The organism is Vibrio sp. 779(2023), from assembly GCF_033344285.1.
Taxonomy (GTDB): domain Bacteria; phylum Pseudomonadota; class Gammaproteobacteria; order Enterobacterales; family Vibrionaceae; genus Vibrio; species Vibrio alginolyticus.
Genome location: NZ_JAWPOM010000021.1, coordinates 1 through 14,620, shown reverse-complemented (window position 1 = coordinate 14,620; position 14,620 = coordinate 1). Strand labels below are relative to the sequence as shown.

The 14,620-nt window shown below is 45.3% G+C and carries 18 protein-coding genes; 10 read left to right on the top strand and 8 right to left on the bottom strand.

What is annotated here, in order from left to right:
- Positions 1-2: 2 nt before the first annotated feature.
- Genes vscX through sctW form a run of 4 tightly spaced genes read right to left on the bottom strand, consistent with a single transcriptional unit; the run spans position 3 to position 1,896 of the window.
- Positions 3-380, bottom strand: coding sequence for a type III secretion system protein VscX (gene vscX / locus R8O70_RS20275; RefSeq protein ID WP_167415228.1), 378 nt, complete (start codon positions 378-380; stop codon positions 3-5).
- A complete protein-coding gene (gene sycN, locus R8O70_RS20270; RefSeq protein ID WP_005377240.1) occupies positions 377-751 on the bottom strand; it encodes a type III secretion chaperone SycN in 375 nt (124 codons plus the stop codon). The genes vscX and sycN overlap by 4 nt, the downstream gene beginning before the upstream one ends.
- The gene (locus tag R8O70_RS20265; RefSeq protein ID WP_005377239.1) at positions 738-1,022 is read right to left on the bottom strand and encodes a TyeA family type III secretion system gatekeeper subunit; all 285 of its coding nucleotides are present in this window, start codon (positions 1,020-1,022) and stop codon (positions 738-740) included. Before R8O70_RS20265 ends, sycN begins: the two co-directional genes overlap by 14 nt.
- On the bottom strand, positions 1,003-1,896 hold the full coding sequence (gene sctW / locus R8O70_RS20260) for a type III secretion system gatekeeper subunit SctW (RefSeq protein ID WP_318184333.1): 894 nt from the start codon (positions 1,894-1,896) through the stop codon (positions 1,003-1,005). Before sctW ends, R8O70_RS20265 begins: the two co-directional genes overlap by 20 nt.
- Positions 1,897-2,081: 185 nt before the next feature.
- Here sctW and vscN point away from each other — a divergent pair, with 185 nt between their 5' ends.
- The 10 genes from vscN (at position 2,082) to R8O70_RS20210 (ending at position 10,638) form a co-directional block, all read left to right on the top strand.
- The gene (gene vscN, locus R8O70_RS20255) at positions 2,082-3,404 is read left to right on the top strand and encodes a SctN family type III secretion system ATPase VscN (protein ID WP_054576988.1); all 1,323 of its coding nucleotides are present in this window, start codon (positions 2,082-2,084) and stop codon (positions 3,402-3,404) included.
- Entirely contained in the window at positions 3,401-3,862 is a 462-nt protein-coding gene (locus R8O70_RS20250) for a type III secretion protein (protein ID WP_005377236.1), read from the top strand. Before vscN ends, R8O70_RS20250 begins: the two co-directional genes overlap by 4 nt.
- A gap of 9 nt (positions 3,863-3,871) precedes the next feature.
- On the top strand, positions 3,872-5,077 hold the full coding sequence (locus R8O70_RS20245) for a type III secretion system needle length determinant (protein ID WP_151514826.1): 1,206 nt from the start codon (positions 3,872-3,874) through the stop codon (positions 5,075-5,077).
- The gene (gene vscQ, locus R8O70_RS20240) at positions 5,074-6,042 is read left to right on the top strand and encodes a SctQ family type III secretion system cytoplasmic ring protein VscQ (protein WP_258624454.1); all 969 of its coding nucleotides are present in this window, start codon (positions 5,074-5,076) and stop codon (positions 6,040-6,042) included. The genes R8O70_RS20245 and vscQ overlap by 4 nt, the downstream gene beginning before the upstream one ends.
- Positions 6,039-6,689, top strand: coding sequence for a SctR family type III secretion system export apparatus subunit VscR (gene vscR, locus R8O70_RS20235; protein WP_005377232.1), 651 nt, complete (start codon positions 6,039-6,041; stop codon positions 6,687-6,689). The genes vscQ and vscR overlap by 4 nt, the downstream gene beginning before the upstream one ends.
- 13 nt (positions 6,690-6,702) lie before the next feature.
- A complete protein-coding gene (gene vscS / locus R8O70_RS20230; protein WP_005377227.1) occupies positions 6,703-6,969 on the top strand; it encodes a SctS family type III secretion system export apparatus subunit VscS in 267 nt (88 codons plus the stop codon).
- Entirely contained in the window at positions 6,966-7,751 is a 786-nt protein-coding gene (sctT, locus tag R8O70_RS20225) for a type III secretion system export apparatus subunit SctT (protein WP_033906165.1), read from the top strand. Before vscS ends, sctT begins: the two co-directional genes overlap by 4 nt.
- 15 nt (positions 7,752-7,766) lie before the next feature.
- Positions 7,767-8,816 carry a SctU family type III secretion system export apparatus subunit VscU gene (vscU, locus tag R8O70_RS20220; RefSeq protein WP_005387129.1) on the top strand — a complete coding sequence of 350 codons (1,050 nt, stop codon included), beginning with the start codon at positions 7,767-7,769 and terminating at the stop codon, positions 8,814-8,816.
- Positions 8,817-8,918: 102 nt separating this feature from the next.
- The gene (locus R8O70_RS20215) at positions 8,919-9,629 is read left to right on the top strand and encodes a helix-turn-helix domain-containing protein (protein ID WP_130546118.1); all 711 of its coding nucleotides are present in this window, start codon (positions 8,919-8,921) and stop codon (positions 9,627-9,629) included.
- 106 nt (positions 9,630-9,735) lie between these two features.
- A complete protein-coding gene (locus tag R8O70_RS20210; RefSeq protein WP_374043721.1) occupies positions 9,736-10,638 on the top strand; it encodes a DMT family transporter in 903 nt (300 codons plus the stop codon).
- 89 nt (positions 10,639-10,727) lie between these two features.
- On the opposite strand, the gene R8O70_RS20205 is transcribed toward R8O70_RS20210, so the two are convergent.
- The 4 genes from R8O70_RS20205 to R8O70_RS20190 all read right to left on the bottom strand — a co-directional run bounded on the left by R8O70_RS20205 (position 10,728) and on the right by R8O70_RS20190 (position 14,339).
- Complete coding sequence (locus tag R8O70_RS20205) at positions 10,728-12,206, bottom strand: hypothetical protein (protein WP_005387135.1); 1,479 nt, start codon at positions 12,204-12,206, stop codon at positions 10,728-10,730.
- Between the two features lie 9 nt (positions 12,207-12,215).
- Positions 12,216-12,674, bottom strand: a complete 459-nt coding sequence (locus R8O70_RS20200; RefSeq protein ID WP_005387141.1) for a CesT family type III secretion system chaperone — start codon at positions 12,672-12,674, stop codon at positions 12,216-12,218.
- Positions 12,675-12,904: 230 nt separating this feature from the next.
- Complete coding sequence (gene vopR, locus R8O70_RS20195) at positions 12,905-13,882, bottom strand: type III secretion system effector VopR (RefSeq protein ID WP_213874508.1); 978 nt, start codon at positions 13,880-13,882, stop codon at positions 12,905-12,907.
- A gap of 10 nt (positions 13,883-13,892) precedes the next feature.
- The gene (locus R8O70_RS20190; RefSeq protein ID WP_065274577.1) at positions 13,893-14,339 is read right to left on the bottom strand and encodes a type III secretion system chaperone; all 447 of its coding nucleotides are present in this window, start codon (positions 14,337-14,339) and stop codon (positions 13,893-13,895) included.
- Between the last annotated feature and the right edge of the window lie 281 nt (positions 14,340-14,620).

The window sequence follows — 14,620 nt, the reverse complement described above, 5'->3', positions numbered from 1 at the left end:
GGTTAGACCTGAATAAGGAGATTGAGCGCCATAGTGAGGTAACGCTGATCAAGTTGTGTACTTTGTAGCGTTTCGGATGCTTTGATAAAAGAAACGGAGCCTGAGTCATGTGCAAGAACTTGCAGCTGAGCTAACGTTTCATCGAACTGTTGGCGGTACTTTTCTGGACGCAACAATTCTGAGTGCAACAATTTTGGCTTGGTTAACGCGATTAGGTATTGGTCTGAAGGCCTGAGGTCATAGAGCTTCTCTAAATGCGTAGCGACCGCCTGTCCATCCGGAAGTAATTGAAACCGTTCAGGGAAATCGGCCTTAACCTCACTATGAGTAACATGCGTGAAGGCTTCTATGCCTACGTTTAAAGTGCTTACTCGAGTCATGAGCCTGCCACATCGTTATGCAGACGAGCCAAAAGCGTAAACGCTTGCTCTAAGGTCGGAAGTGTTACTTCCTCTCCTTTTAGCCTTGCTGAAAAAACCAGAGTTTGCTCATCTAACAAGCCGGTTTTAATTTCGAAAGGCCAGCCTTGATCGGCATGACACAAACACAGTGCACTTTGAATAATGTCACTGGTTTGATGCCAAGATAACGCTCGAGACAACATCAAGAATAACTGCTCACCCTGTCGCTCAATATGCAGCGTACCACTTTGCTCAAAATCCAGCTGCACCCGTCCAGCTGATGAGAAATCGACGGCATCGAGCCCCATTCCTCGGCAAAATTCATCGACGGATGCATCAATCCAACTCATCTTCCCACGCTTCCTCTTCTTCTATATCAATGGCTTCGTCTAGCGCCTTTTGTACCGCTTGGATTAAATTCTGTCGTTGTTCTTCATCGGCGAATACGTCAATTGGGATTGCGCGAACTAACTTATGGAACTCTCGAAAAAAATCGATTTTTTGTTCTACCGCCGTCAATTCCATTGCGTTGGCGACTTTCCATATCTCATCACTGCTTACCCATCGCTGCTCTACCAACGCAATCACATCAGCCATCAAATTAGAAACTTGATAAGCCATAATTCGTCCTGTCCGGTTTAAACATTTGGAACAGCTGACTCACACGATCTTGCAACGTATTTAGAGTTTTGAGTTTTTGCATATCGGACATCAACCACTGCAACTTAACCGAATCGATACTGCTACCTTGAACACTAAGGTCTGCACTCATGCCTTGCAGCATAAAGTCAACAGCGGTCGATACCTCCTGCTCACCAAAGCGCGCCACTACATCTTGATAAGCCGCGCCGAGCCCTTGATAACTATGAACGGTATCGCGGTAGAAGCCGCGCAGCTGATGCAAAGAGCTAAACTCTTGCTCTTGGCTGTATTCATCAGCAAAATTTGAGACGCGGATTTCCGTATCGATTTGAGACCATGTATCTGGGTTTTGCTCGATTCTTAGAAGTGCTTGGTCAATCAGTGCTAGTAGGTGTTTACTTTCTGGACTCGCACTCAAAAACTTTTTAACGGCTTTTAGCGCGAGGTATTGATGGCTTTTCTCCTCGGAAAACCCATTCAAGTAGGCTTGTAATTGCGCGATGGTCGAGATATTTCCTCCCGCCATTTTTGTAGCCAAATCTTTGATCTTTTGATTCTTTTCAAGATCAGGGACTTTTCTTAAATAGTCCGAAACGAGTTCATGTGCTTTATTAACTCGAACACCACTGTCTTTCACTTTGCGCTTGGTCAGATCTTTCTCTGCTTTTTCGGAACCGAGTGAAGTGAGTTCTTCCATCGCATCAAAAAGTGATTGTGTGGCATTGTGAACACGGACGGTTTCACCGCGATAATTGCCTTTTTGTGAAACGTCGGGGCGAGACGATTCCAACCCGTTTTGGATAGACGCATCAAACTTTGGATTTGTTGCGATATGATTGTTGATAATACTCATTCACTTGCACTCCTTCCGCACAATACAGGCGAATTATAGGAAGTGCGCTTTGTTGAAGCTGTCAAAATCAGACGTGTTTTTTTAGTGCGCTTTCAGTTTTCTAAAAACTCCCGACTGATATTCACTATAAATTGATTCTTATACTTTCTATTCTCTCAGCATCAATCATTGCGCATATTTTTACCTTGAACGATTTCTCATACATCACTGATATCCAACAATCTGCGATTAAACACACGCGTTTGATCCAAATTCGCGGGCGCGTTACGCAAGTCACCGGCACCATTATCAAAGCTGTCGTCCCTGGCGTTCGTGTAGGTGAACTGTGTGAGTTGCGTAATCCCGATCAAACTCTGTCTTTGTTAGCGGAAGTGGTTGGCTTCCAGCAGCATCACGCTTTGCTCACTCCGTTAGGAAATATGTTTGGGATTTCCTCAAATACAGAAGTAAGCCCAATGGGTAAAATGCACGAAGTGGGTGTTGGCGACCACCTGTTAGGTACAACGCTTGACGGGCTTGGACGTCCTTTCGATGGTACGCAAAGTCAAGAACCAAGCGCTTGGTATCCTGTTTATCGCGATGCACCACCACCAATGCAACGTAAACTGATTGAAAAGCCAATCTCTCTTGGCGTTCGATCCATTGATGGGCTACTGACCTGTGGTGAAGGTCAGCGCATGGGTATTTTTGCAGCGGCTGGCGGGGGTAAAAGTACCCTACTGGCAAAACTGATTCGCTCCGCAGAAGTTGACGTGACCGTTCTCGCTTTGATTGGTGAACGTGGACGCGAAGTGCGCGAGTTTATTGAGCATGACCTAGGCGAAGAAGGAATGGCCAAATCGGTTTTAGTGGTCGCTACCTCTGATCGCCCAGCAATGGAGCGCGCCAAAGCCGCCTTTGTTGCCACTTCTATCGCAGAATATTTTCGTGACCAAGGTAAACGCGTGCTACTGCTGATGGATTCTGTAACGCGTTTCGCCCGCGCACAGAGGGAGATTGGACTAGCCGCAGGCGAGCCACCAACACGACGTGGCTATCCGCCTTCTGTTTTTGCCGCTTTGCCAAAGCTGATGGAACGAGCTGGACAATCAGACAAAGGATCAATTACGGCACTGTACACCGTGTTGGTGGAAGGTGACGACATGACGGAGCCTGTCGCGGATGAAACTCGCTCAATTTTAGACGGGCACATCATTCTCTCGCGCAAACTTGCGGCAATGAACCATTATCCCGCCATTGATGTACTTCGCTCAGCAAGCCGAGTGATGAATCAAATCGTTGAATCCGATCATCAGGCGTCTGCTGCTCATATTCGCGAAATGTTAGCTAAGTATGAAGAAGTTGAACTGCTAATCAAAATTGGCGAATACCAACATGGCGCAGATAGCCGAGCGGATATGGCCATTGCACAAAGTGATGATATACGCGCCTTTTTACGCCAAGGCACTCATGAACTAAGCGATCTTGATGGCGCTATCGCTCAACTTAAAGGGATGGCGAAACAATGATAGAACGCTTATTAGAAATCAAAAAAATTCGCGCTGACCGTGCGGATAAAGCCGTCAAGCGTCAAGAATACCGAGTGTCAAACGCCGCAGCACAGGTTCAAAAGGCCGAACGTTCTGTCGCGGACTATCACGTTTGGCGCCAGGAAGAAGAAGAGCGACGTTTTGCTAAAGCAAAACAACAAACGCTCGTTCTTAAAGAGCTGGAAACATTAAGACAAGAAATCGCGTTGTTAAGAGAGAGAGAAGCCGAACTTAAACAACGTGTGGCCGAGTCAAAAAAAGCGCTTGAAATCGAACGCTCGGCACTTAAAGAAAAGCAAAAAGAGGCGCGACAAGCCCATAAAACCAAAGAAAAATTCGTTCAGTTGCAGCAACAAGAAGTCGCGGAAAAATCGCGAGAAAGGCAATACCAAGAAGAACTCGAACAGGAAGAGTTTCGCACTGTCGACATTATCTAAAGGTTCACTATGCGCATTACCCCAACAACTGAAGCATCGAATACGCTGCACAAATCAACGCCAGAACAAGCGCCTCTCGAGAAGGAGGCCGAGCTTCAATCACAATTCGAGCATGCAATGACGAAGAAGCCTAGCAAGGGAAAGGAGTCTATCGTTGGGAATCCCCAAAAAAATCATACTGGCGAAAAAGACATACCGCTAAGGCATAAGACATCTCAAGGTCTAGATAAGAAACATAACCTATCGAACCAAGAAGCCAACGCTGACAAAAACATCTCCACCTTAAACGGTCAAAGTGACGTCGTCACTAAGAGAGACGTAGAGAAATCGCAAGACGACGCAGCAAATAGCGAAGAAATAATTAGCGAAAACAATAAACTGCTTAAAAATGACGGAAAAAGCGATGGCGACACAGTTCTAAGCTCCCCTTCTACCGAGCTTGTTGATCCTCACTTTCAAGCTCATTTGAAAGATGACAAACCGACGCCGATGGATAAACGTATCTCACCGGATTGTCTCTCTACGCTTGAATCTGGCTTGCTCCCCCAAAGTGCGACAGCGACAGAGCTCGCTCAAGATGGGATTAACATTGTTGGCCTAACGAAAAAGCAAACTGAAAAAACGCACAATAAGCGTGCAACTCCGCCGCTACAGAATACAGGCAAACGATCAGACCAAACTGATGGCCTGCCTGAAACCAAGCCTCTTGAAAAAATCGAGACGAAAAGCGCACTATTCGCCGTTAAAACGGATGAAGAAAAAGTGCCTTCTCAGCCCTTTGCAAGTGCGGTAACACAAGGCGATGTCATCCTAAAAAGTGTTGCTTCGCAGGCTCAACCAAGCCCAACGCGAGACGTAAACCAATTACTCCAGCAGTTGGTGGACAAAATCTATGTTGCTCTGCCAACCGCATCGGACAACAAAGAGGTTCGGCTGTTTCTAAGTGAAGGGCAATTAAAAGGTGGTGAAATCCACATCAAGTTGGACGCTCAAGGGTATAGCGTGACGATTCGACAAGAGCATGCCCTTTCCATTATTAGCCAGCAAGCTAGACAAGATCTTGCTGAACGGCTAAACCGATTCGGCGGTGAGCAGCCACTTCGCTTAGCGATCAGCGAACAAACTCAACAGCTCGAACAACAACAACATGAACAACAACACTCACGCCAACAACGCAGCGTGTATGAAGAATGGCAAGCGGAGAATGACCTATGACGCCGTTAATAATCCCCAAAGTGGATGCAGAAAGTATCGCGCTCAGCAATCAACTTTGTGCAAAACAGTGCCACTTCCAAGGGACTGATGGTCAGAGCATATCGATTACTGTTGCTCAAATCTCTTCATTTGAAGGGTTCCGTTTAACCACGTTGATTGGAGGGCAAACCCTACAAGTAGACTTTTCTCGTGCGCAGCTCCAACATTGGCTGAAATCGACCTTAAATGCTACTGCGTTTGAGTCCCTGCCTAACTCCCTCCAGTTAGCACTTTTGAGCTCACAGATAGAACCGCATAGTGAGGCAATCAAAGCGCTATTTGGTCAGTTACCCATTCTTAGTCAACTACAGCCGTTAGAGGCGAGCCAGGCCCAAGAGCATACTTTAATGTTAACCCTCAATAAGCCTAACGGCTCTCTTTGTTTGTGGGTTAGCGAAGGATCAGACGTGTTGTTGGATGCGCTACCAAACAGCGCTGCTCTACAAGCTCGACACCTCGCTTTACCTGTGTGGTTAAGTCTTGGAAGGACCCATTTGACGTTAAGCGAATTTAATTCGCTCGAGCTGGGAGATGTCATCTTTTTTGACGATGGTTACATCGCCAAGCAACAAGCCATTTTTCAAGTATCTAACCAGAATCTCTGGCGCTGCCAGCTAGATGACCAAACTCTTCACATTATTGAAAAAGAAACCAATATGAATGACGTAAACACTTCAGAAATGTTAACCGACCACCAGCAACTGCCTGTGGAACTCACGTTTGATATCGGCCATCAAACCATCACGCTAGAGCAGCTTAACCAGCTTCAGCCAGGGTACGTATTCGAGCTAAACCAGCCTGTATCTAAGCCGGTAACATTGCGTGCCAACGGCAAAATCATTGGTGAGTGTGAACTGGTTAATGTTAACGAACATTTAGGTGTGCGCGTACTGGAGCTGTTCGGTGGCACGCAGGAGCCAGCATGATCCAGTTACCCGACGAGCTCAATCTCATTGTCAGCTTAGCACTGCTGGCACTGATCCCATTTATCGCTATGATGGCGACGTCGTTTGTGAAACTCGCCGTTGTATTCTCACTGCTGCGTAACGCTCTCGGTGTACAGCAAATTCCGCCGAATATGGCGCTTTACGGATTGGCTATCATTCTGTCAATTTTCATCATGGCTCCCGTCGGGTTTGAAACCTACGACTACGTAAAGCAGCATGATATCTCCCTTGAAGATTCTGCAAGTGTAGAAGGCCTCATTGAAAGCGGTTTACAGCCTTATCGAGAATTTTTGAAAAAGCATATTCGGGAAACCGAAGCCATATTCTTCACTGATGCTGCACGCACATTGTGGCCGCAGAAGTACGTAGACCGTTTAGAGTCGGACAGCTTATTGCTCTTACTGCCCGCATTTACCGTCAGCGAGCTTACTCGCGCTTTTGAAATTGGCTTTCTGTTGTACTTACCGTTCATCGCTATTGACCTAATTGTGTCGAATATCCTACTCGCGATGGGGATGATGATGGTATCGCCAATGACGATTTCCCTCCCCTTCAAATTGTTGCTTTTTGTCTTGCTTGACGGCTGGACAAAGCTCACCCACGGCTTAGTGTTGAGTTACGGTTAATCACGGAGAAAGTATGCATTCTGCTGAAATCATTCATTTCACGACTCAAGCATTAACCCTAGTGTTGTACTTGTCATTACCGCCGATTTTAGTCGCAGCATTGGTTGGTACATTGGTGTCGCTTATTCAGGCGTTAACTCAGGTCCAAGAACAAACGTTAGGCTTTGTGGTCAAGCTTATCGCGGTCATTATTACGCTGTTCGTCACAACGCAATGGCTAGGGGCAGAGCTTCACGCCTTCGCCTCGCTTGCTATGGATAAAATTCCTCAAATACGATGAGTTATCACGACTTACACCAGGCTTTATTTTTGTACAGCCTGACGTTACCTAGGTTAATGGCATGCTTCATCTTTTTGCCTATTTTGAGCAAGCAAATGTTAGGCGGCACCATGGTGAGAAATGGTGTGCTTTGCTCACTCGCACTGTTTATATTTCCGATGATTAATCAGCAAAGCTTGCCCGCAGAAACCGACGGCATTTGGCTGATAATGATTTTGGGTAAGGAGGTATTAATTGGGCTATTGATAGGGTTTGTTGCTGCTATCCCCTTTTGGGCGATAGAAGCGGCCGGTTTTCTGGTCGACAACCAACGTGGGGCTGCCATGGCAAGTATGTTTAACCCAACGCTAGGCTCACAATCCACACCAACAGCGGTATTACTGACCCAAACGTTGATTACCCTGTTCTTCTCTGGCGGGGGCTTTGTCACTTTTATCTATGCGTTATTCAAAAGCTATACATCTTGGCCGATCGTGGACTTTTTCCCAACCGTTAACGACGCATGGGTGAGTTTCTTCTACGCGCAATTTGAACAGCTTATGTGGCTTGGTGTGTTGATGTCCGCTCCACTAGTGTTGGCAATGTTTCTTGCTGAGTTTGGTCTGGCGCTTATCAGTCGTTTTGCACCGCAATTGAATGTTTTTTTCCTTGCCATGCCAATAAAAAGTGCCATCGCGAGTGTTTTACTGATCGTGTATCTCGGAATAATGATGGATCACTTTGAAGTACAGTTTTACGGCATTACCCGATTCGCAGAACAACTCAATACCATTTGGCAATAACGCTTAGGATTCTTTATGAGTGCAGAAAAAACAGAGCAACCCACCGCAAAAAAGTTACGCGATGCTCGACAGAAAGGTCAGGTTGCCAAAAGCCAAGAAATCGTATCGTCTGCATTAATTTTGGCGCTCATAATTGTACTGTTTGCGTTCGCCGATTATTACATGTCGCACATCTCAGCGCTTATTCTCCTACCAAGTAAGCTTGCTTATCAGGGTTTCCAAGATGCGCTAGTCGATGTCGCTATCGCCATCGCAAAAGAAATTGCCTATCTACTCGCTCCGATTATTCTGGTTGCTGCACTCGTCGCCATCTTTTCCAATATGGGGCAGTTCGGATTCCTATTTAGTGGTGAATCCGTTAAACCCGACATCAAAAAGATCAATCCCGTCGAAGGGGCCAAACGCATTTTTTCCCTTAAGAGTGTGATTGAGTTTATCAAGTCGATCCTTAAAGTCTCTCTTCTTTCCTGCATTATCTGGGTGACATTACGCGGTAACATCAACGCTTTAATGCAAATTCCAACTTGTGGGCTAGAATGTGTCCCGACCATTACTGGCGTCATGATTAAACAATTAATGATTATCTCTTCGGTAGGCTTCATCGTCATCGCTGCCGCAGATTTTGCGTACCAGAAATTTGATCACACGAAAAAGCTCAAAATGAGCAAGGACGAAGTGAAACGCGAATACAAAGAGATGGAAGGCAGTCCAGAAATAAAAAGCAAACGTCGTCAGTTGCACCAAGAGCTACAAGCCTCCAATCAACGCGAAAACGTTAAACGTTCTAATGTATTAGTTACAAACCCAACACATATCGCGGTTGGCCTTTATTACAAGAAAGGCGAAACGCCCCTGCCCGTCATCACTTTGATGGAAACCGATGCGGTAGCCAAACGTATGGTCGCAATCGCTAAAGAGGAAGGCGTGCCTGTGATGCAAAAAGTCCCTCTTGCTCGTGCACTATACGCCGACGGTAACGTCGACCAGTACATCCCAAGCGATCTTATTGAGGCAACTGCGGAAGTGCTTCGTTGGTTGGCTTCGTTAGAGTCCGAGGCGGACTAACAAACCACATCCCATTCAAGATCTGGGCTTACAACTGCCCAGCTTTCAACCTCGATACTTTCAACGCTATAATGCGGTATCCTTTAACTGTATGTTGTTTTTATGAAATCTAGCTTAAGCATTCGCTCCTACACGAAACGTATGAGCCGACATACTCATAGTGATTATCATCAACTGGTGCTTCCTCTCCAGGGCAACATACAGATTGATATGGATAGTTATGTCGGAAAGGTGGCGGTTGGCGACTGCATAGTCATCCCCAAAAGTTGTGCTCACGGTTTTAATGCCGAAGAGTCATCACGCTTTATTGTTGCGGATATGACCACTTTGCCCACTCATTTGATGGATAGTAGTGTGGCTGTGTTTTCGATTAGCCCGCCTCTACTGAGCTTTATCCAGTTTGTCGAAAAGCAACTTGAGTATCAGGTTAATGATGAAATTGAAAACTCAATGGTTGCAACCTTCTATCTGTTGCTGGAGCAGCAAAAGCGGTCTCGCTCCGTGGATTCGCGTATTCGAGATGTACAGGTTGTGATCGCCGAGCAGCTTGATCAGCCACTCACCATTGCCTCATTAGCGAATGCCGCTTGCTTGAGTCCGACGCAGTTTAAAAAGCTTTTTAAAGAGCAGCTAAAAATGAGCGTCCATAAGTACATTACACTACAACGTATGGAAAAAGCCAAAGCACTACTGACTCATACAGACCTTCCAGTCCAGTTGATAGCTGAACGAGTTGGCTATAGTGACCTTTCCGCGTTTAGTCGACGGTTTTCAATGCATTTTGGCATGTCTCCTAGAGAGTTTTCCCGGTAGCCACTAAAATAGTCCTCTGGAACAAGTATTCCGTCTTTTCAGCACAAAAATCTCTATCGCTTTCTTTTATTCTTTCTACCCTAAAACAGCCATTCACTAGGTAGAAATTACAGTGTTAAAAAAACATTTCACCGACTATCAATTAGGAACTTTATCCATACTTTTTGCTTCAACCCTGTGGGGAACGACGGGCACCGCTGCCAGCTTGGCACCGGATGTCAGTGCTCTCGCCATTGGCGCATTTTCTATGGGTATTGGTGGGTTTATGCAAGCATGTCTATCTGCGAAGTCACTGAAGAGAGATTTTCGAAAAGTCGTACATAAGAAGAAAACGTTACTGGTTAGTATTATCGCCTTAGCCACCTACCCACTGGCTTTTTATTCATCAATGCGATTCGCCGGTGTGGCTATTGGTACGGTTATTTCTATCTCCACTGCACCTTTCTTTTCTGCTTTGTTAGAGTGTCTCTTTAGCCGAAATCAGACCATAACCAAGCGCTGGATGATGAGTTTCGCAATCGGGGTCATTGGCATTACCTTGTTGCTGGCTTCTGAGTCATCCGCAAATAGCTTATTTGATCATGATATGAAGCATTGGGGTGTATTACTTGGCCTATTGGCAGGTTTGACGTACGCCATTTACTCATGGGGAGTAAAGGCTATGATTGACCACGGCATTGAATCGCAAACGGCCATGGGAAGTGTTTTTGGTATTGGTGGAGTTTTGTTTCTACCAACACTTTTCATCACGGGTGATAATCTATTTGCATCGTCAACTAATACGACGGTCATGCTCTACATGGCCTTGATTCCAATGGGGTTAGGTTACGTCGCTTTTGGGTTTGGGTTACGATTTGTTACAGCCAGTGGAGCTAGCATACTCACGCTATTTGAACCTGTTATCGCAGCAGCACTAGCAGTTGCGATTGTTGGGGAAGAAATTTCTTTCATTGGTTGGGTTGGTATAACGTTGACACTTGTGTGTTTGTTTCTTCAGTCGAAAAGTTAAATTCAACCGATATTAGCCAGCCCCAAAAAGGAACGCTGACGGTAGATAAAGTAAGGAGCAGCACCTACTCCCTACTTTACCATTTGAAATTACACCCAGCCTTCTGCTAAGTACATCAATCGCAATTGACTTGGTGAGCCTAATTTTTCTAGCGCATCTAACTGGACGTCACTCAGGTTTGGGCATTTATCAAGATAAACTCGTCCGTTTGCTGCATCTAGGGGGAGCTTGTAGGTGAGCTTTTCGTTTATTTTACTTGCTTCCCCTTTATCAATCGCTCGAACAGCTGGCATGAGCCAATCCCAATCTTCTCCTAACAGTTTTTTAAACGCCCCGTTAGCAATAGACTCGGTTTTACTTGGTGCATCCTCTGGGCTTAGCTTCAAGATAGAGTCTACGTCAGGAACCAAGTGCTCACTTGGCTCTGAACCCAACATCTTTTTCAGTGTTAATCGCGCGGCTTCCATCTCTTGTGCCTCTTTAGGCGCTTGAGGAGAAGTCATTGCAGTATTCTCCTTAGGACCAAGGTACGCCATTAATGCGCGGACAGAAGCCGGATCTTGCATACTGAAGGTAAAGTCTCCTTTTGCATTGGAAACTTCAAGTCTAGGTAAAACACCAGACATTTCACCTTGCATAAGTTGCTCTTTTACTTCCGTATTTAACCCGTATGCCCCAGCTTGGTTCGCCACAAAACCACCGCCGCTCATGATAGCAGTCGTTGCCGCAGAACCGATTGCCTCTTTTGCTATCGGTGTGACGCCCACCGTTGCTACAGAGCTAACACCGAACGTGCCCAGGCTCCCCGTCGCCATACCTAACGTAGCTCCAATGCCACCTTCAGCCGACAGTATCGCATGACCTTGAGCCAAGGTTTGCTGCATCGGCATAGAAAGACGTTGATCTCGCCCTGGCAGCTGTGAAATTTGTTCTAACTGATGATGGTAAGCCTCAGCATCACCATTTACGGCCGCTTTGTGCAACTCTCGACCTGTAGAAATCAATAAGCCAACGCCAGGTAATGCCAAGTTAATAACGGCGTTCACACCAGAACCTTTTAGCTTTTCTTTGCCCATCTGTAACAGTTCAGCAGCGAAGCCATCCATTTTTCCTGGATACTGGGCTTCTAAACTCACCTGCATACGCGGATCTTTGCTGATCGCATCAAACGTATTTTTAAGCTGCTGGTACGTATCGCTGCTCACTTTTATTTCATCCAATAGGCTGACAACTTCTAAGATTTTACGCTCAGTAAGTGGCTCACCGCGATAGCCTGAAGGACTCACTAGGGAGTAAGCCAACAGCGCAACCTCAGGTTTTTCTTGCTTAAGTAGCGCTTGTTTTAAATCAAGGTGAGTTTTGATGTTTTCTTGGAAAAACTTAGTGTATTTGCTTCTCAATACGCCTTCGTGAATAGAAGCAAACTTGTGACCTTTGTGGAATGTGGAAGGCTCTTTTACTTCACCTCTTTTGCTGATCACTCGGTCATCTTTTTGCGCAGCAACTGCACGAAACTGTTCTAGATCAGGTACTGGGCTTTGGCTGATTTTTTGTGTTGTATTAACCATTTTTCTCTCCTACACACGAAGTGATTGAACATGAGCTTGTTCATGATTAGAGGTGGTTGGAATCGCTTGATCCAACATTGCGAAACGCGCTTGCCACAGCTCGGCCTGTTCAATAACTTCGTGAAACCAAGCGGTAAGGTTCGTCGTATTTAGATGCTCAACGGGTTTACGTCCTGCTAAGACAAGCTGGCGACCATTTGGAGCTAAAGCAAGTGCGAGGCTGCCACTACCAATTCCTTGATAGTTAGCATGAGCAAGAAGCTCTAAACCTTTTAGTCGTTGTTCACCGGATTTTTCTAACCCTCCGAACGTTACAGACAACATCAAGTCATCCGTATCTGTCGCGATGAAATACAACATGTAGCGATCATCGACCAGTAGCTGACAACGTTCATTTTCTTCAAAATTCAGTTCGGGCAACTCATTGAGTTGGCAAAACTCCAAGAGCAGTTGTTGAATCGTGTTCATAACTTTTTCCTTTTGTTTCAATAACTCTATTGAACAACGATTGCAGATTGAACGATGTCGGTAATGGCTTTATTTTTGTCACTTTTTCGCCTGCATTGTGAGGTTTTCCGCAGAAATCTCGCTCTAAAAACGAGTTTCCAGAGTAATAAAAAAGAGCAGCTCAGGGCTGCTCTTTCAATAAAGGTTAGATGCTTAGCATGGTGTATTTGCTCACTTCTTTTGCAGAGTGACTAACCCAGTTTATGGCTATCAAAAATGACTTCTGTTGGCGGGAACATATTCGAAACAGGTGGTCGTTGTGCATCTCCAAACATTGGTGCACCGAATGCAGATGTCGCCCACGGGTCAACAATTTTCACATCCTTACTCCACGTTGATGGATCTTTTATGTCGCTCCCCTCTTGTCGACCAACCAGTACATAAAGGTGTGTACCTGAATGACCCTTTTTAAACGCAACCACTTCTACTTTGGGTTCACTTTCAGGTGTTCCTGACATGCCTTGAATCATCTCAGCGGCGGCAGCAAAGGCAAATGTAGTACAGCAGCCGGCTTTCGCGGTTTGTACTGCCTTAGCAATGTTCTGTAGAGTGCTTAATTGCGGTGCGGTTCCTCTTTGTGCTGCAGCTTGAACTCCGTTTGCGGACATCGTCGCTCTGTGATCTTGCATGATTCGCGCTTGATCCGCGTGAAGCTCTTTTAGTCGTGGCTTTCCTTTTGTTTCATAAAACTGTGACCCCTTAACACCGAACGTATTTAAGTCCGTACAGGCAAAATCACCAAGCTTTTGAAGGTTGGCTCTATGTCCGTTGATAAGCGCGACACTCGATGAGGCTTTATTGGTTTTGGAAGAAGAGGCTGCCGTTTGTGCAGTGGGCCAATTTGAGCTAGGGCCAGACGACAATCTCTCAAGATTTTTCAGGCTCCCAAGCGTTAACTTGTTTTCACCATTCAACACATTTTTCAGCATGAGCTTCGCAACATCTTTAGGAATACCCTGCTTAGTAAGCAGGTTCACTACAATATCTTTCGCTTTATTCTGGTGGCTAATACGCGCGCTGATACTTTTATTTTTTGGTGCGCCCTCTTTAACAAAAATATCTTTGCCGTTGTGTGCTCGAACCTCTTTGTCGTCAGCTTGATTTTGTGTCGCCAAATGTGACGTTAACTGACTCAACGAGTGCATGTGCGATGTATTAATATTGACCATGTGTGATGCCTTAAACTTGAATAAATGCGTGTACGTCTGTTTGGCTAAAATCTACAACCGTGTTGTTTTGAAATAACTGTACCCAAGTATCAACTAATTCACTCAACTGAATGATTAAGTTAGCAATGTTGGTGAGTTCACTTCCAGCCGCGATAGCAACTTGAAGAACAACGTCTTTGCGTGTTGGATTCACACAAAACTGCACACCACCTGTTTCTCGATACAAAAAGTTGTATTCAAGTAAAACTTGAAGTTTATCTAGCGTAATATCATCTTGTTCTATAAGCAGGTTTTTGGAAATCAATAACTCGCCTTTTTCCTCTACGAGCAGAACATCGACACTGTTGTTTTCAGCAAAATGCAGTGACCACATTTGATCGTCATACGCTGTCACGCGCTCAAGGTTCAGCACTTCTCCTAGCTCAGAGAGAAGCATATTAATCTTTCCTGTATCCATGTTGTGTCCTGTCTAATTTATTATAACTAAGTGACATCGATATATTTGTTTCAGCGAAGCCACTTGGGTATAACGGCTCATTTAAATAAGCGAATAAGGATAAAAGAGATTTTATGGCGAGATAGAAACCGACACTTTATTTCAACGTCTCATTTTTATTGCTATTAGCCGTTTTATTGAGAAGAAAAATTAAGGTTAAGCTGGAAAGTAAATTACCACCTTCTAAAGAAGGTGGCTTTGTGTGAGCCCCCCTAAAAGGGGGCCTTTGTTTAGTCCAGCGC